The sequence below is a fragment of the Cloacibacterium normanense genome, from assembly GCF_003860565.1.
In the GTDB taxonomy this organism is placed as follows: domain Bacteria; phylum Bacteroidota; class Bacteroidia; order Flavobacteriales; family Weeksellaceae; genus Cloacibacterium; species Cloacibacterium normanense.
The window spans coordinates 458,727-475,365 of record NZ_CP034157.1; the positions used below are offsets into that span (position 1 = coordinate 458,727).

Below are 16,639 nucleotides of genomic sequence, written 5' to 3' on the forward strand. Positions count from 1 at the left end.
TTTGCAAATTTACTAAATTTAAGGGGCATGAAAGAATTAAAAATGAAAAGATTTCTTACTTTTTGAAATAAAAAATTCGGCAATGATTTACCGAATTTTTTAAAATTTATTTCTTTCTGATGAGCCAAAGTCCTAAAAAGGTGATGATGCCGTTAATAATTAAGACTTCTATTCCTATTTGGTAGGCGTATTCTGCTTTTTCTAGATAAGTACTGAGTGCATAAGTGATGATGGGTGCCGCTAAACAAACCCAAAGTGTCAATTTATCTTTAATCTGATGTTTAGTCAGAATTCCAAATGCGAATAAGCCCAAAAGTGGACCATAAGTATATCCTGCGATTTTTAGAATTAAGCCAATGATGGATTTGTCATTGATAACTTTAAAAATAATAACCAAAATCAAGAAAATTAAAGTAAACGTTAGGTGAACTATTTTTCTGGTTTTAGAATTTTCAACTTCTGATTTTTGATTTCTGTTGATGCCTAAAATATCAATACAAAATGAAGAAGTAAGTGCTGTAATTGCACCATCTGCAGAAGGAAATAGCGCAGAAATAAGTCCAATAATGAAAACCACACCAATAATGGGCGACATTTTTTGGAACGCTAAAATAGGATATAAATCGTCTCCTTTTGCATCTACTCCAATTTGAGCAGCGTACATATAAAGAAGTCCGCCCATAAAAAGGAAAATGAAATTTACAATCACCATTACCACCGAAAAAGTGAACATGTTTTTCTGTGAATTTCCTAATTTTTCGATGGAAATATTTTTTTGCATCATTTCTTGGTCAAGACCTGTCATAGAAATGGTAATGAACATTCCTCCGAGAATTGATTTTAAGAAAAAATCTTTAGAATTAATATCTAAAACAAACATATTATCATAACCCAAACCTTGAAATTGAGTCCACGTTTCGCCAATTCCTAAATTCATTTTGGTAAGGATATAACCTACAGTAATAAGCAATGCTCCTAACATGAAAACGGTCTGCAAAGTGTCTGTCCAAACGATAGTTTTCACACCACCTTTAAAAGTATAAGCTAAAATCATTAATAAAATAGCGACAGAAATGGCAACAAAACTCCAAGAAATATCGGTAGCTTTCGTAATGTCATTATGGAAAATAAGTAAGTCTAAAATATTGATAACCAAATACAAACGAGCAGTGGCGCCTAAAGTTCTAGAAATAATGAAAAAAATAGCGCCAGTTTGGTAAGAATTAAACCCAAATCTTTCGTTGAGGTAAGTGTAAATAGAAGTGAGTTTCAGTTTATAATACAAAGGAAGTAAGACAAATGCCACTACAAAATATCCTAAAAAATAACCTAAAACTACTTGGAAATAAGTAAAACCACCTGTTCCTACCGTTCCAGGAACCGACACAAATGTTACTCCAGAAAGGGAAGTGCCAATCATTCCAAAAGCTACTAAAAGCCAGTTAGAATTTTTATTTCCTATAAAAAATGTTTGGTTATTTGCATTTCTAGAAGTGTAGTAAGAAACGCCAAGTAGCGCCAGAAAATAAACGGATAAAATTACTCCTACAAAAACTGGATTCATTGATTTGATTTTAAGTTGAGCAAATATAGTTTTTTTAGCGTTTTCAGAAAGTTATTTCAGGGAAAGATTTTAAGATTTCATATTATCGCCATCTCTGAAATGGAGTCTTCTAAAGACGAAACCAGATAAAATAGTGAGAATTCCCATCACCAAAAAAGTATATCGAAAAGCATTGTGAATGTTTCCTTTGATAAGTTGCGTATCACCTTCAAAAAGTTTTAAAATGATTAAACCAAATGCAATTCCAAATCCTATGGCAATTTGTTGATTTACAGAAATTAAAGAGTTTCCACTACTCGTGTGACTATCTCGTAAATCCGAAATAGAAATAGTATTCATAGAGGTAAATTGAATAGAATTAAAAAATCCTAAAACCAAAATTAAAGGTATAAACCAATAAATAGATGTGTTAATTCCTGGGATTGCCATTAAACAAATGAGTGTTCCAATAAGAAAAGTATTGAACATCAATGTTTTTCTGTAGCCAAAACGATTCAGGATTTTAATAACGGCAGATTTTCCAAACATGGCAGTGATTGCCATCGGAGCTACAATCCATCCAGAAACTACAGCAGATTGTCCGTAAGCAATTTGAATCATCAAAGGAATCAAAAGCGGAATTGAGCTTATGCCTAATCTGGTAGCTAGATTTCCTAAAAATCCCACTCTGAAGGTTCTTACCATGAATAATTCTAAGGGGAAAATAGGATTTTCTTCTTTTTTGGCGTGTCTGTAATAGAGATAAATAAAAATAAAACCCATTAAAAATACCAATAGAACAGGAGTTATATTTTTAGCATTACCCATCCATTCTAGTGATATAGAAAGCAACAAAGACGCTGCTGCAAAAAATAGAAAACCTTTAAAATCAAAATCTATGATTTTTGAAAAGTAATTTGGCATATATTTTACACTCAGCACAATTCCTAAAATTCCAATTGGTAGATTCATTAAAAATATCCAATGCCAAGAAAGATAATCTACCATATAACCTCCAATTAATGGACCGAGAACTGGGCCAATTAAAGCGGGGATAATGGCGAAATTCATCGCTTTCAATAATTCACTTTTGTCAAAAGTTTTGATAAGTGCTAATTTACCAACTGGTGTCATTAAACTTCCTCCAATTCCTTGTATGACTCTTGAAACAACCAAAACAGTTAAATTTGGGGAAAGTGAACACAAAAGAGAACCTAAACTGAATAGAATTAAAGAAATAATAAATACTTTTTTCGTCCCGAATTTATCTGCCAAAAATCCGCTAACAGGCATAAATAAGGCTAATGTCAAAACATAGCTGATAATAGCATTTTGCATATTGAGCGGTGACTCGTTCAAATCTTTTGCAATGGATGGTAGAGAAGTATTGAGAATCGTAGAATCTAGCATTTGCATAAAAATAGCAGTAGCCAATATTAATGGAAGAATTTTTTTGGTGGTTTCTATATTTTCAATCTGTGGTTTCATTACATCAAATTTACAAAAAATAAAACCTGCTAATTTGCAGGTTTTGATAGTTTATACTAATGGTTCTTGTTGGCTTAAACAATGAAAACTGCCTAATCCCCAAATAATTTCTGTGGAATCTATACCTACCACTTTTCTTTCTGGGAAACATTTTTGGATGATTTCTAAAGCTATTTCGTCTTTGCTACATCTATAAGTTGGTACAATAACATGCTTATTCGAGATGTAAAAATTAGCATAAGAAGCTGGCAATCTTTGGTCTTCCCAAATTACAGGATCTGGCATTGGCAACTCAATAATATTTAAAGGAGAGCCATCTAAAAGTTTCATTTCTTGCAATTCTCTGAGGTTGGTTTGCAGGATTTCGTAGTTTTCGTCTTCAGGATTATCTTCTACAACGGTTAAAACAGTGTTTTCATTCACAAAACGAACGGTGTCATCGATGTGTCCATCGGTATCATCACCAATAATTCCGTCACTTACCCAAAGAACTTGCTCTTGTCCGTAATAATTTTTAAGATATTCTTCAATTTCTTCTTTTGAAAGATGAGGATTTCTATTTTCATTCAAAAGACAAGATTTTGATGTCAAAATAGTGCCTTTTCCGTTAAATTCTACGCTTCCACCTTCCATTACGATTCCGGGATAAAAGACAGGAATGTCAAATTCTTTCCCGATTTTTGTAGGAATTACATCATCCAAATCAAACGGAGGATATTTATTTCCCCAAGCGTTATAACCCCAATCTACGATTGCTTTTTCTGGTTCGTTACCATTTTTATTAATCAAAAAAGCGGGACCGTGATCTCTGCACCATGCATCGTTGGTTTCGTGGAAATAGAATTCAATATTTTCGAGATTTGCACCAGCTTGCATGATACAATCCATCACAAATTTTCTCATTTCTTCGTCTTTTACATTAATTCTCACGAATTCGTCTTCGGAAAGAATTTTAATAAATTGACAGTAATAAGGATAAATTTCTTCTAATTTACCTGGCCAAGATTCTTCCTTATGAGGCCAAGAAAGCCAAGTAGCTTCGTGCTCTTCCCATTCTGCCGGAAAAACGTAGCCTTGTGATTTCGGGGTTTTTGTTAGATCAATCATTAGTCTTCGTCAATAAATCTTTTAACAATAGGTTGATAAGAATCTATTCTTCTGTCTCTCAAGAAAGGCCAGTGTTTACGGAAATAATCAGTTTGAGATAAATCTAATTCAGTAACTACTACTTCTTCTTGGTCGTGAGATGCGAGATACAATAATTTACCTTGAGCATTAGCAACGAAACTTCCGCCCCAGAATTTCATAGCACCATCTTGTTCAAAACCAACTCGGTTTACAGAAACTACAGGGACTCCATTTGCAACAGCGTGACTTCTTTGTATGGTTTGCCAAGCGTTATATTGGTCTGCGTTGGTTTCTTCGTCTTGGTCTGTTGCCCAACCAATTGCGGTAGGGTAAAAGAGGATATCAGCTCCCATCAATGCAGTGATTCTAGAAGCTTCTGGATACCACTGATCCCAACAAATTAAAACACCAATTTTCGCAAATTTGGTTTGAAAAACTTTATAACCTAAATCTCCAGGAGTGAAATAGAATTTTTCGTAAAAAGCAGGATCATCCGGAATGTGCATTTTTCTGTATTTCCCAAGATAAGTTCCGTCTGCGTCTAAAATTGCAGTGGTGTTGTGATACAAACCTTGCGCTCTTTTTTCGAAAAGCGAAGCAATAATTACCACGCCTAATTCTTTGGCAACAGCACTCAACGCATCTGTAGAAGGTCCAGGAATGGCTTCTGCTAAATCGAAATTGTCGTAATCTTCTACATCACAAAAATAAAGTGACGTGAAAAGTTCTTGTAAACAAACAATTTGAGCACCTTTTGCAGCAGCTTCTCTTATTTTTTCGATGGCTTTTTGCAGATTTTCGTTTTTATCTTTTACACAGGTCATTTGCACTGTGCCTACTTTTACTTTTGACATTTTTTGGAATTTTTAAATTTCTATTTTGATACAAATTCTATGCAAAAATATGATTTTTTTAATGCTTAATCAAATTATGGTTTTTAGTCTTACAAATTACAAAAAAGCCTGTTCAAATTTTATTGACAGACTTTCTTTTATTGTTTAAACTCATTAATCTCTTTCAATAGGATTGTTGTAATAATTTATTTTTTTTAGCAATCTTTCTTTGTATTCTTTGATAAAAGTTGGGTTTATTTCTGGATTTGCCACGTCAGCGCCTTGTAAAGGGTCTTTTTTATAATTGGTTTTAAGTTTTAGAAAATTTTCTTTAGATACTTTAATTGTTTTAATGTATTTTTCGTTGTGCGATTCTTGTTGGAAAGAACAATTTTCTTTGCAAAAATAATTTCCTTTCAATGTCCATGAATACTCTTTTTCTGAATCTTCAATTTTTACAATTAAACCTGGGAGTCCAAAGAATTTATATGGGCCATCATTGATGGGGATTTCGGTAGTAAACCAAGCATTCCATTTTCGTCCACCAAAATCTGTTGTGGCTTTTTGAGTGTTATAATTTTCTATTTTTTGATATTCGTTGCTAAGTATCCAATTAAAATTTATCTTTTCTACATAATTAAAATTCTGAACTTCTCCTATTACTTCTTTTTGTGTTACAATGCCATTTTCTTTAATAATTTTGACAGAGTTTTTAGGTGAATTATTGGAAAAGGTTTTCCAATCAAACAGTTCGAATTTAGAAGGGTTTTCGTTTGACGCAGTAATAATTGAATCATGAACAGCAAGTTCTTGGTTTAGATAAAGTGATTTGCCATCTTTAATATCAAGAACTGTAAGAAGTTTTTCAATTTTGCTAGAGTCTTTGTTTGGTTTATAGTTTAATTCATAATAAAATCTGTTGATTTGAGAAAATATTAAAATATTCAATAATAGAAAACTGAAAATAAAGGTTTTTTTCATGGCTTTGATTTTTCTATAAATTTAGTAAATTTTTTACATAAAAAAGTCTGCCCAAAAAATTTGGACAGACTTCTCTTCATATCAAATTTTGAATAACAATTTTTAATAAGAATCTTCATGAACGGAAATCACGGCTCTTCCGCTCGGATCATTCATTTTTTTGAAAGCTTCGTCCCATTCTAGCGCAATTGGTGTAGAACAAGCTACTGATGGAACGGAAGGAACGGTTAAAGCAGCGGTTTCACTTGGGAAATGCTCCTCAAAAATTGTTCTGTATCTGTATTCTTCTTTGTTTTGTGGAGTGTTTTGAGGAAAACGGAATTTTGCATTCGCCATCATTTCATCAGTCACTTCTTTTTCGGCAATTTCTTTTAAAGTGTCAATCCAGCTATAACCAACTCCGTCAGAAAACTGTTCTTTTTGTCTCCAAGCAATCGATTCTGGTAACAAATCTTCAAAAGCTTTTCTCAATAACCATTTTTCAATTTTGGGTTCGTGAGCAGTAACCATTTTATCCGCAGGATTTACGGTCATGGCAATATCCATAAATTCTTTGTCCAAGAAAGGAACTCTTCCTTCAATTCCCCAACTCATCAATGCTTTGTTGGCTCTCAAACAATCGTATAAGTGTAATTTCCCTAGTTTTCTTACCGTTTCATCATGGAATTCTTTAGCATTGGGAGCTTTGTGAAAATATAAATATCCACCAAAAAGTTCATCGCTTCCTTCACCAGAAAGTACCATTTTAATTCCCATTGATTTAATCACTCTCGCCATTAAATACATCGGTGTAGAAGCTCTTACTGTGGTTACATCATACGTTTCGAGGTGATAAATTACATCTTTTACTGCGTCTAAACCTTCTTGAACGGTAAAGTGGATTTCGTGGTGAACAGAGCCAATATGTTCCGCAGCTTTTTGTGCAGCCGCCAAATCTGGAGAACCTTCTAAACCTACTGCAAAACTGTGTAATCTAGGGTACCAAGCTTCTTGTTCGTCTCCACTTTCGATGCGTTTTTTTGCATATTTTGCCGCAATTGCAGAAATAATAGAAGAATCTAAACCTCCAGAAAGTAAAACTCCATAAGGAACATCACTCATCATTTGTCTGTGTACTGCATCTTCCAATCCTTTTCTAATGGCAGCAATGCTGGTTTCATTGTCTTTTACATCTTCAAAATCTTCCCAATCTCTTTTGTACCATTGTTGCAATTCTTGACCGTCTTTGCTGTATACAAAATGCCCTGGTAAAAAAGTTTCAATTTTATTACAAACGCCTTCTAAAGCTTTCAGTTCAGAAGCTACATAATAGTTTCCGTGTTTGTCCCAACCTTGATAAAGCGGACAAATTCCCATGTGATCTCTTGCGATTAAATAAATATCATTTTCAATGTCATAAAGTGAAAATGCAAAAATCCCGTTGAGTTTTTCAATAAAATCTTTGCCATATTTTCTATAAAGTGCCAAGATAACTTCACAATCAGACTGAGTAAGGAATTCATAATCAGGGAATTCTTTTCTGAGTTCTTGGTGGTTGTAGATTTCGCCATTTACTGCCAAAACTACTTTTCCGTCTTTTGTAAATAGAGGTTGTTTCCCAGAAGTTGGGTCTACGATTGCTAGTCTTTCGTGAGAAAATACGGTTTTTTCTGATTGGAAAATTCCGCTCCAATCTGGACCGCGGTGTCTAATTTTTTTAGACATTTCTAATATCTGAGGACGCAGAGCGTCTGTTTTTTGTTTCGCATCAAACAAGCATACAATTCCGCACATATCTTTTATAAATAATTTTAAAGTTGATTAAATGTTTACGTTTCGTATGCAAAAATAGATTTAAAGTTTATAAATAAAAATAAAATATTAAAATTGGTTAATTATTTTAACTAATTAAATTTAATTTAGAAATATTTTAATTTAAACGCTTGTTTTGAAACAAGGATGCGAATTTTTTTAAGTTGAAAAAATAAAAAAAGCAACCTTACATAAAGGTTGCTTTAGAAGCTATGTTTTGAAGTTTATTTAAACTCTCTCAATCAGCGCCATGTAAAATCCGTCAAAACCTGTACTTGGCATTACTTTTTCTTCTTTTACTAATTTGAAATCAGGATTGTTTTTCAAGAAATTTTCTACCTGTTCATTGTTTTCACTTGGCAAGATAGAACAAGTGGCGTAAACCATTTTTCCACCTTTTTTAATGATTTTAGAATAATCTTGAAGAATGGTTTCTTGCTCTTTTCTAATTCTATCGATGAAATCCTGGTCTATTTTCCATTTAGAATCTGGGTTTCTTTTCAAAACGCCTAAACCAGAACACGGTGCGTCTATCAAAAGTCTGTCTGCTTTTTCGTGAAGTCTTTTGATGACTTTATTATCTGTAATTTCTCTGGTTTCTATATTGTGAGCTCCCGCTCTTTTTGCTCTACGTTTAAGTTCGGCTAATTTCCAACCGTGAATATCCATAGCAATGATTTGACCTTTGTTTTCCATCAAAGCAGCAAGGTGAAGGGTTTTTCCGCCAGCTCCAGCACAAGCGTCTACTACACGCATTCCTGGTTTTACATCTAGAAATTCTCCAATTTTTTGCGAACCAGCATCTTGTACTTCAAAAAAGCCATCTTTAAAAGCCGAAGTTAGGAACACATTTTTCTTTTCTTCCAACTGCACTGCATTTTCGAAGCCTGGAACTTGAAAACTTTCTACATTTTCGTGTTTTAGTTCTTCGATTAAGTGTTTTGTTGAGGTTTTCAAAGAATTAGCACGCAAAATAGTTGGCGCTTGTTCATTTAGCGCAATCATTTCTTTTTCCCAGTTTTCACCAAGTTCTTTTTCTAAAGTTTCTACCAACCAATCTGGGATAGAATGTTCAAAAGCTTTAGTAGGAACGGTTCCTTTCTTTAATTTGGTAATAATATCCGCAACTTTTATCCCTTGAAATTCTTCGAATTTTTTATATTCTGTTTCGCTCCAAAGCAAATAGGCTAGTATAAGTCTATAAATGTTATTGGGTTTTGCGCCTTCTCCAATGTAATATTCTAGGCGTTTTTTCCAACGGATAATGTTGTAGAAAATTTCAGAAACTACTTTTCTGTCATCGCTTCCCCATTTTTTATGAGCTTTCAAAAGTCTTTCTATAACTTTATCTGCGTATTTATTTTTTTCGAAAAAAGTTTCTTGTAGTGCATCGTGAATACCGATGAGTAGATTTCTGTGGATTAATTGCATAGTTTCTGAATTGCTTTCGGCAGTCGGCTTTCTGCTTTCTGCTATTTCTTTGCAAAAATAAGGATAAAAAGCTAATTAACAATTATTGTATAACTTGTTGAAAATAATCTTTTCTTTTTGTTTTGATTGAATTTAGAATTGATTTCTGATTTATCTTTTAAAACGATTGAATCATTCTCTTTATTAATAATTATTTGATGAAAAGGAAAACTATCTTCACCGCCACCATAACCAATACTCCCAAATATTCTAAATGTTTCTTTAGGTTTAATAATAGCAGAATCTAGTTCTCTACCATAAATATTTTTGTCATATACTCTTATAGGTGGATTGGTATATATATAAATATCTTTTTCTGAATTATTACTTATGTAATATGCATAACCAGGATCACATGAAATAAAAGTGAATAATATGATAATAAAAATAAAGTATTTCATGATTAAAAATTTCTTTAAAATTAAGAATATTTTTTATATCAAATCAAAAACTTCTAGCATCCATTCTTCCATCTTCAATCAAATTAATATATTTGCCGAAAATCAAAATAAATGAGAAAACTACTATTAGGAACATTATTTTTACTGAGTTTAAGTATGAATGCTCAGGAAGATGACACGCAAAGAAGAAACATTATCAAAACCAATGTTACTGCATTTGCTTTTAAGAATTTTCAATTGAATTATGAAAGAGTTTTTACCAAAACATTTTCACTGTCTGTAAGTTATGGAATGATACCAGAAGGTAAATTGCCATTTTCTTCACTTTTACCCAATGATAGTGAGGTGAATTTAGAAGAAGTAGAACTCGGTGGAAGCAATGCTACTTTAGAAACCAGATTTTATTTAGGAAAAAAAGGTTATGGTCATGGTTTTTATTTAGCTCCTTATTATAGATATTCTACCTTCAAAGTTTCAAATTTTACAGAAACCATAGATGTGGAAATCAATGGAGTAGTGTATGATACCGTAGACGTTACTTTCAAAGGAAATTCTACAGCTCACAGTGCAGGTTTGTTAATCGGTGCGCAATGGTTTTTAGGCAAAAAAGATAATTTCGTTTTAGATGCATGGTTTTTAGGTGCTCATTATGGAACATCAACCGGAGATTTAGATGGTATTACAGATAGAACATTAACTTCAGTTGAGCAACAGCAAGTTCAGGATGAATTAGACAACTTAGATATTCCAGTGGTAAAATACAAAGCTACTGTAAATGCAAATGGTGCTAATCTAAAAGTAGACGGACCTTGGGCTGGTTTAAGAGCAGGGATTTCTTTAGGTTACAGATTTTAAAGTAACTTTGCAAAAAATAAAAAAATGAGTGAATTAATGCCTTGCCCAAAATGTGGAAGCGAATTTACCTACGAACAAGACAATCTTTTGGTTTGCAGTCAATGTTTCCACGAGTTCGATCCTGCAGAAGTAGGTGCAGAAGATAAAATTTTCGATAGCAACGGAAATGAATTGCAAAATGGTGATTCTGTGGTAGTTATTAAAGATTTACCAGTAAAAGGAGCGCCAAAACCTGTAAAAGCTGGAACTAAGGTGAAAAATATTAGATTAAGACCAGGTTCAGATCACAATATCGATTGTAAAATAGATGGTTTCGGAGCAATGGCATTGAAGTCTGAATTTGTGAAGAAAGCTTAAGAACATTTTAATTTGCACAAATTTTCTCGAATTACTCAAATTACTGATTTGGCAAAATTTGTATAATTCGAGGAAATTAGCACAATTTCTAAAAAAAAAGGAAAGATTTGGCAGGGTTCTTTTCTAAGACTTTGATTGTTCGTATGAAACGAATCTAATTTCAGTCCATCAAGGCAGAAAGAGAATTAACCAAAAATTTCCTTACGTTTTTCAGGGAAGACAAAATTAATAAATTTTCTAGAAATAAAATGAAATTTTAGTTGGATGTTCTAAACGATGAATTTTAAACTCAACTTTTACCTTTACCTAATCCTTAATCTCAACCTTAATATTTCCCTCCAATTTGTTTTCTGAATACATAACAAGCGGAATATTATGAACTAAAATCTTGTTCCAATAATGGTTTCCTGCAAATCTGCTTTCTACAATTTGAGCATCTAAACCATTTTCGGTGATTTTAATTTGATGCGGGAAGAAATAATTTTTAGAAACGTTGAGTACAGATTTTTCTTCTTCGGAAATGGTATTTACTTCGCCCAGAAGTTTTGCTACATAAGCATTATAAGGATTTCTGAAAGTTTCTTCAGCGTTGTCATTTTGAATCAATCTTCCTTCTTGTAGTACAATAATTTGGTCTGTCCAAGGAAGAATTTCTTGAATTTCGTGAGTAGAAATCATCACAGAAAGTTCATGTTCTTTAGCATAATTAAACAAACGCTCTCTCAATTCCATTTTTCTGGAATAATCCAAATTGCTGAAAGGTTCATCTAATAAAAGCAGTTTTGGCATTACAGAAAGCGCTCTCGCAATCGCAACTCGCTGTTGCTGACCACCACTTAAATTTTTTGGCAAAACATGAGCGTAATCTTCTAGTCCAACTACTTGTAAAAGTTCCTGAATTTTTTGCTTTTTCTCGGAAAGATTGGTGTTAGAAATAAATTTCCCAATATTTTCGGAAACAGTAAGATAAGGCATTAAATCATAATTTTGAGAAACCAACTTCATGCCGAGTTCTCCTGGAACAATGTTTCCTTTCGGTCCGAAAAGTCTTTCGTCTTCCAAATAAATTTCTCCGCTTTGCCAATCAAACAAACCGTAAATAATATTAAGAAGAGTAGATTTTCCACAGCCAGATTCGCCAGCCAAAGCAATAATTTTACCTTTTTCTACAGAAAGATTGATATTTCTGAAAAGTAAAGTTCCGGGTTTGTAACCGAAATATAAGTTTCTAACATTCAAAAGCATATACAAAAATAAGCATAATAAAAGAATTTTTGAAAATTTGAAGAGAAATTTCTTACTTTAGCAGAAGTAAAATGATAAAAAACAGTTAAAAATGAAAAAGAATTTATATAGCGTTTTTGGAGTTTTAGTCCTCTCTTTTTTAGTGATTTCTTGTGGTAAAGATAAACCTGTAACCAGCGAAGCCAATGAAGTTTTAACCGAAACTGACGGTGTGCTCTACAAAGTAGACACCATGAACAGTAGAATAGAGTGGAAAGGTTATAAAGTGCTAAAGTCTGATCAAACCACACATTTCGGAGAGATAAAATTTGAAAGTGGAGATGTTACTGTAAAAGATGGTAAACTGCAATCAGGAAAATTCGTGGCAGATATTACCACACTAGAAAATATAGATTTAAAAGATGACCAAGAAATGAAAGCTAAATTAGAAGGTCATCTGAAAAGTGGAGATTTCTTCGAGGTAGAAAAATTTCCTACCGCTTCTTATGAAATTACCAAAGTAACCAAAAATGCAGCTGGAGATTACAACACGCTTTTAGAAGGAAATCTTACGATTAAAGGCATCACAAAACCAGTTCAGTTTAAAGCAAATGTAACGGTAGCTGACGGAAATGTAAGCATTGCAAGTGAACCAACAGATATTAACAGAGAAGATTTCGGGTTGAAATTTGAACTTCCTCTAGAAAATGGTTTGCTAAACAAAGAAATTAATCTTCAGATTTTGGTAAAAGCTTTAGAAAGCAAGTAATTCTCAAGAGCCAAGTAAAAATAACCAAGTGAAAAAAATAGGAACTCGCAGTTTTGTGAGTTCTTTTTTTATGACTTAAGTTCGGGATTATTCTGTGATGGTTTTTGTGGTTAAAAATTAAAATCCGTATTTTTGCAATTCTATAAAACAAACCGATGTTAGATAAGATAGATGAGTTATTGAAAGAAGTGCAAGGTTTTACTTCTACTAACAAAGACGAAATTGAACAATTTCGTATCAAATTCAATGGGAAAAAGGGAATTTTAAATGATTTTTTCGAAAAATTTAAAGAAGTTCCGAATGAACAGAAAAAAGAATTTGGTCAAAAAATCAATACACTCAAACAAGCCGTGAATACTAAGTTAGAAGAGTTGAAAGAAGCTACTTCTAGCCAAATTATTATCGAAAAAGAAGACCTTACGAAACCTGCTTTTCCGTTGGAATTGGGTTCTCGTCATCCTATTAATTTAGTAAAAGGCAGAATTATTGAGATTTTTAAATCTATTGGTTTTGCAGTTTCTGATGGACCAGAAATAGAAGATGATTGGCACAATTTTACTGCGCTTAATTTACCAGAATATCATCCTGCAAGAGATATGCAAGATACATTCTTTATTGAGCAAAATCCAGATGTTTTATTAAGAACGCATACTTCATCGGTGCAAATTCGTCACATGGAAGAAAATCAGCCGCCAATTAGAATTCTTTCTCCGGGAAGAGTTTTCCGTAACGAAGCGATTTCTTCTCGTTCACACTGTATTTTCCACCAAATAGAAGGTTTATATATTGATGAAAACGTGAGTTTTGCAGATTTGAAACAAACTTTACAGTTTTTCACTACAGAACTTTTCGGAAAATCAAAAATCAGAATGAGACCTTCTTATTTTCCTTTTACAGAACCAAGTGCAGAAGTAGATGTTTATTGGGGATTGAATTCTGAAACCGATTACAGAATTACCAAAGGAACCGGTTGGTTAGAAATTATGGGTTGCGGAATGGTAGATCCTGCCGTTCTTAAAAATGTAAATATCGATGCGGATAAATACTCTGGTTACGCATTCGGAATGGGAATTGAGAGAATCGTAATGTTGCTTTATCAATTGGGAGACATCAGAATGTTTTTCGAAAATGATAAGAGAATGCTAGAGCAATTCGGGCATTTATAAATTAGAATTTATTATTGAAATTTTCAGAAATGATAAAAAGAAAGCGTTCAAAATTTTTTGAACGCTTTTTTATTTTTAAGATTTTTTGAACCAATTTTTTGCTCTGTTGTAGTCTAAGAAATAAGTAATTCTGAGCGAAATATTGTTAATCATAGGTTCGTTAAATAATCGGTCAAAATTATCTCTCATGCTTAATCTCGCTACATCTAAGAAATTTTGAGCTTGATTTCTATACAGTAAAGTCAGCTGTGAACCTGGCGCAAACCACCAACTGTAACGTAAATCCAAGTTCCATGAATTGAAGGTTCCATCTTTGTTTTCGGCGAAAGTAGTGTCTGGATTGAGTTCTCCATTATCTTTTAACGTGTAAAATTGTCTGTAAGCAACTTCCGAAAAATAATGACGGAAAGTAAGGTTAATCGCCATTTTTTCATTAAAAGTATATTGAGAAGAAACACTGTTTTCTACTGAATTTCTTAATCTTCGGCCAATGAAAATGTTCGTGGCATCTTTTCCTACAAATCCAGTTTCATTATTGAAATTAGCATAATTTAAAGTGTGGAAAATAGAGAAATGGTCATTAAATCGATATCGGGTATTGATTTCTGAAATGTACGTAATTCTCTTGTCTTCGTTATATTTATAAAATTCTACAAAACCACCGATTTTGAATTTTTTTCTTTCGTCTGTATTGGCAAAAACCCATGGATTATACATTGCCGGAATGAAAAGATATTTTCCGAAGGTTCTAGGTTCGTAAATGTCATTGGTTCCGATAGGTTTTACCATCAATCCTCCTCCGAAATTGAAAAACTTTTTATTGGTAATTTGTAAATTTTGGTGAATCACGAAATCTGCAAATAAATCGGTTTCTAATCTTCTGTTATTGTTTACTTTAATACTGTAATTCAATTGATTGATATTGCCTTTTGGTTGCAAATAACGGTAATTATAATTGGCGCTATAATTCACATAATTGGTTTGTCCAGTAAATCCAAGATCGTTAATGTCATAATTTTTATCTCTCAAGAAAACTTCTGCGCCGAATTGATGCCCTTTAATAATTTGGTTAAAACCAGCACTTCCTTCAAAACCGAATTTTTGTTTTTGATTTTCGAAAACCCAACTTCCCTCTGTAGAACCGAATACAGAAAATGTATTTTTCTTATTGGTTAAGTCAAGGAAAACTCCAGTTGCATTAGCATCTCTGAAATCTCCGCTTCTCATCACACTTGTATTGATGAGGGAAACCGAAGAATTTTCACGAAATCTTTGGTCTAAAACAAAGACATTGTAATTCGCCAAAGGTTCTGTTACTTCTTTTCTGATTTCGCCAGTGTTGATATTTCTGATGGAAGCTTCCGTTTTTTCGGTAATGGCATTGAAAAATCCAATTCCTAAGCCTTTTTTGGTTCTTCCTGAAATTTTAGTAGCGTTAAAAAGTTTTACTTTTTCTGGATTTTCTGCAAATTCTTCATCGGCTGCAAGTTGAGGAAACTTACTTGGGAAACCACCAATTCTTCTGGAATAAAACATATTTCCTTTGTTGAAAAGCTCTGTTCCTTCATTGAAAAACGATCGCTGTTCACTGAACTGTTGTTCAAATGGTCCTAAATTTAAAACGGTAGCATCAAAATTGGCTTGTCCAAAATCGGGAATTAAAGTGGTGTCTAGTGTAAAAGCGTCATTAATTCCATATTTCACGTCCATTCCGCCATTGATGTTGGTAGTGGTTTTTCCGTCAAAATAATTTACATAACTCGAAAAATAAGGAAGGAATGACAATCTGGTAGGCGTTTGTATATTTTCTACGCCGTTTAGAATTCCGTCATATAATAAGAAGCTTCCTTTTTGATTATTCACATGATTCCATGTATAAGCGGTTTGCAATCGATTAATTTGTCTGAAAAAATTAATTCCCCACTGTTGTTTCTCGCTTTTAGGAAATCTCATCTCGAAATATGGGATTTTCATCTCAACAGACCAACCGTTTTCTAAAATTTTCACGCCAGAATACCAAATTCCGTTCCATGAAAAATCTTCACCATTTTGATTGGTAATTTTGCTGTCTGCTTGTACACCTGCTGCAGTTACAAAGAGTTCTAAACTCTGCTGTTTATCATTATATCCATTAATAAAAAGTACGAAGAAATCATCATTTCCTATATTGTCTCTTTCGGTGAGTTCTTTCCCGATTTTAGAAGGTTCTTTATCATACATCATCGCAGAAACATAAATCCCAGTATCGTCATAAGCGACTTTTACTTCTGTTTTGAAATCAGGATTTTCAGCTTTGCCATTATTAGGTCTTAGTTCTATAAAATCATTGGCAATAGGTGCGTTTTTCCAAATTTCATCATCTAAAATTCCATCAATCTTTGGCGCTTTTTCTGCTCTTACCGCGTTGATGGTTTTCCGGGTAATGTTTTCGGTTTTTTCTTCTTGTGCCGAGGAAAAACCAACAAAAAGAAAAGTGAATAAGATGATGATTTGAACTTTCATGTATTTTTTATTTAAAGAAATTAGTTGCAAAAAATTTTCATTTGTTTCAATTAGAACAACTAATCTTTTAGTTTTATTACATTAAGTACAAAAAAATCCTACAAAAATTGTCGGATTTTATATTTCAAGAA

General features: G+C 32.9%; 14 protein-coding genes. 4 read left to right on the plus strand and 10 right to left on the minus strand.

What is annotated here, in order from left to right:
• Positions 1-106: 106 nt before the first annotated feature.
• From EB819_RS02250 to EB819_RS02285, 8 genes are all read right to left on the minus strand, one after another.
• Positions 107-1,564: a sodium:solute symporter gene (locus EB819_RS02250; RefSeq protein WP_069799407.1), complete on the minus strand. Its 1,458-nt coding sequence runs from the start codon at positions 1,562-1,564 to the stop codon at positions 107-109.
• Positions 1,565-1,633: 69 nt separating this feature from the next.
• Positions 1,634-3,031, minus strand: coding sequence for an MFS transporter (locus tag EB819_RS02255; protein WP_069799405.1), 1,398 nt, complete (start codon positions 3,029-3,031; stop codon positions 1,634-1,636).
• A 51-nt stretch (positions 3,032-3,082) separates the two neighbouring features.
• On the minus strand, positions 3,083-4,138 hold the full coding sequence (locus tag EB819_RS02260) for an agmatine deiminase family protein (protein ID WP_069799403.1): 1,056 nt from the start codon (positions 4,136-4,138) through the stop codon (positions 3,083-3,085).
• Positions 4,138-5,013 carry a carbon-nitrogen hydrolase gene (locus tag EB819_RS02265; RefSeq protein ID WP_069799402.1) on the minus strand — a complete coding sequence of 292 codons (876 nt, stop codon included), beginning with the start codon at positions 5,011-5,013 and terminating at the stop codon, positions 4,138-4,140. The genes EB819_RS02260 and EB819_RS02265 overlap by 1 nt, the downstream gene beginning before the upstream one ends.
• Positions 5,014-5,166: 153 nt before the next feature.
• Positions 5,167-5,973 carry a GLPGLI family protein gene (locus EB819_RS02270; protein WP_069799400.1) on the minus strand — a complete coding sequence of 269 codons (807 nt, stop codon included), beginning with the start codon at positions 5,971-5,973 and terminating at the stop codon, positions 5,167-5,169.
• Positions 5,974-6,075: 102 nt separating this feature from the next.
• On the minus strand, positions 6,076-7,746 hold the full coding sequence (asnB, locus tag EB819_RS02275; RefSeq protein ID WP_069799398.1) for an asparagine synthase B: 1,671 nt from the start codon (positions 7,744-7,746) through the stop codon (positions 6,076-6,078).
• Positions 7,747-7,992: 246 nt separating this feature from the next.
• The gene (locus EB819_RS02280) at positions 7,993-9,195 is read right to left on the minus strand and encodes an RsmB/NOP family class I SAM-dependent RNA methyltransferase (RefSeq protein WP_069799396.1); all 1,203 of its coding nucleotides are present in this window, start codon (positions 9,193-9,195) and stop codon (positions 7,993-7,995) included.
• A 71-nt stretch (positions 9,196-9,266) separates the two neighbouring features.
• Complete coding sequence (locus EB819_RS02285) at positions 9,267-9,635, minus strand: hypothetical protein (RefSeq protein ID WP_069799394.1); 369 nt, start codon at positions 9,633-9,635, stop codon at positions 9,267-9,269.
• Between the two features lie 111 nt (positions 9,636-9,746).
• On the opposite strand from EB819_RS02285, the gene EB819_RS02290 reads away from it, so the two are divergent.
• Both EB819_RS02290 and EB819_RS02295 read left to right on the plus strand, forming a co-directional pair.
• Positions 9,747-10,490 carry a DUF3575 domain-containing protein gene (locus EB819_RS02290; RefSeq protein WP_069799392.1) on the plus strand — a complete coding sequence of 248 codons (744 nt, stop codon included), beginning with the start codon at positions 9,747-9,749 and terminating at the stop codon, positions 10,488-10,490.
• 24 nt (positions 10,491-10,514) lie between these two features.
• A complete protein-coding gene (locus EB819_RS02295) occupies positions 10,515-10,847 on the plus strand; it encodes a zinc ribbon domain-containing protein YjdM (protein ID WP_069799390.1) in 333 nt (110 codons plus the stop codon).
• Between the two features lie 306 nt (positions 10,848-11,153).
• Here EB819_RS02295 and EB819_RS02300 read toward each other — a convergent pair whose 3' ends face one another.
• Complete coding sequence (locus tag EB819_RS02300; protein WP_069799388.1) at positions 11,154-12,092, minus strand: sulfate/molybdate ABC transporter ATP-binding protein; 939 nt, start codon at positions 12,090-12,092, stop codon at positions 11,154-11,156.
• Between the two features lie 91 nt (positions 12,093-12,183).
• Between EB819_RS02300 and EB819_RS02305 the strand changes: the two genes are divergently transcribed.
• Together EB819_RS02305 and pheS are read left to right on the plus strand one after the other, a co-directional pair.
• Positions 12,184-12,840, plus strand: a complete 657-nt coding sequence (locus tag EB819_RS02305) for a YceI family protein (RefSeq protein WP_069799386.1) — start codon at positions 12,184-12,186, stop codon at positions 12,838-12,840.
• Between the two features lie 155 nt (positions 12,841-12,995).
• The gene (gene pheS / locus EB819_RS02310) at positions 12,996-14,006 is read left to right on the plus strand and encodes a phenylalanine--tRNA ligase subunit alpha (RefSeq protein WP_069799384.1); all 1,011 of its coding nucleotides are present in this window, start codon (positions 12,996-12,998) and stop codon (positions 14,004-14,006) included.
• Positions 14,007-14,081: 75 nt separating this feature from the next.
• On the opposite strand, the gene EB819_RS02315 is transcribed toward pheS, so the two are convergent.
• Complete coding sequence (locus tag EB819_RS02315; RefSeq protein WP_069799382.1) at positions 14,082-16,508, minus strand: DUF5916 domain-containing protein; 2,427 nt, start codon at positions 16,506-16,508, stop codon at positions 14,082-14,084.
• Between the last annotated feature and the right edge of the window lie 131 nt (positions 16,509-16,639).

Coding starts and splice junctions, on each gene's coding strand:
- EB819_RS02250 (WP_069799407.1), bottom strand. CDS start 1,564: ATGAATCCAGTTTTTGTAGGAGTAATTTTATCCGTTTATTTTCTGGCG.
- EB819_RS02255 (WP_069799405.1), bottom strand. CDS start 3,031: ATGAAACCACAGATTGAAAATATAGAAACCACCAAAAAAATTCTTCCA.
- EB819_RS02260 (WP_069799403.1), bottom strand. CDS start 4,138: ATGATTGATCTAACAAAAACCCCGAAATCACAAGGCTACGTTTTTCCG.
- EB819_RS02265 (WP_069799402.1), bottom strand. CDS start 5,013: ATGTCAAAAGTAAAAGTAGGCACAGTGCAAATGACCTGTGTAAAAGAT.
- EB819_RS02270 (WP_069799400.1), bottom strand. CDS start 5,973: ATGAAAAAAACCTTTATTTTCAGTTTTCTATTATTGAATATTTTAATA.
- asnB (WP_069799398.1), bottom strand. CDS start 7,746: ATGTGCGGAATTGTATGCTTGTTTGATGCGAAACAAAAAACAGACGCT.
- EB819_RS02280 (WP_069799396.1), bottom strand. CDS start 9,195: ATGCAATTAATCCACAGAAATCTACTCATCGGTATTCACGATGCACTA.
- EB819_RS02285 (WP_069799394.1), bottom strand. CDS start 9,635: ATGAAATACTTTATTTTTATTATCATATTATTCACTTTTATTTCATGT.
- EB819_RS02290 (WP_069799392.1), top strand. CDS start 9,747: ATGAGAAAACTACTATTAGGAACATTATTTTTACTGAGTTTAAGTATG.
- EB819_RS02295 (WP_069799390.1), top strand. CDS start 10,515: ATGAGTGAATTAATGCCTTGCCCAAAATGTGGAAGCGAATTTACCTAC.
- EB819_RS02300 (WP_069799388.1), bottom strand. CDS start 12,092: ATGCTTTTGAATGTTAGAAACTTATATTTCGGTTACAAACCCGGAACT.
- EB819_RS02305 (WP_069799386.1), top strand. CDS start 12,184: ATGAAAAAGAATTTATATAGCGTTTTTGGAGTTTTAGTCCTCTCTTTT.
- pheS (WP_069799384.1), top strand. CDS start 12,996: ATGTTAGATAAGATAGATGAGTTATTGAAAGAAGTGCAAGGTTTTACT.
- EB819_RS02315 (WP_069799382.1), bottom strand. CDS start 16,508: ATGAAAGTTCAAATCATCATCTTATTCACTTTTCTTTTTGTTGGTTTT.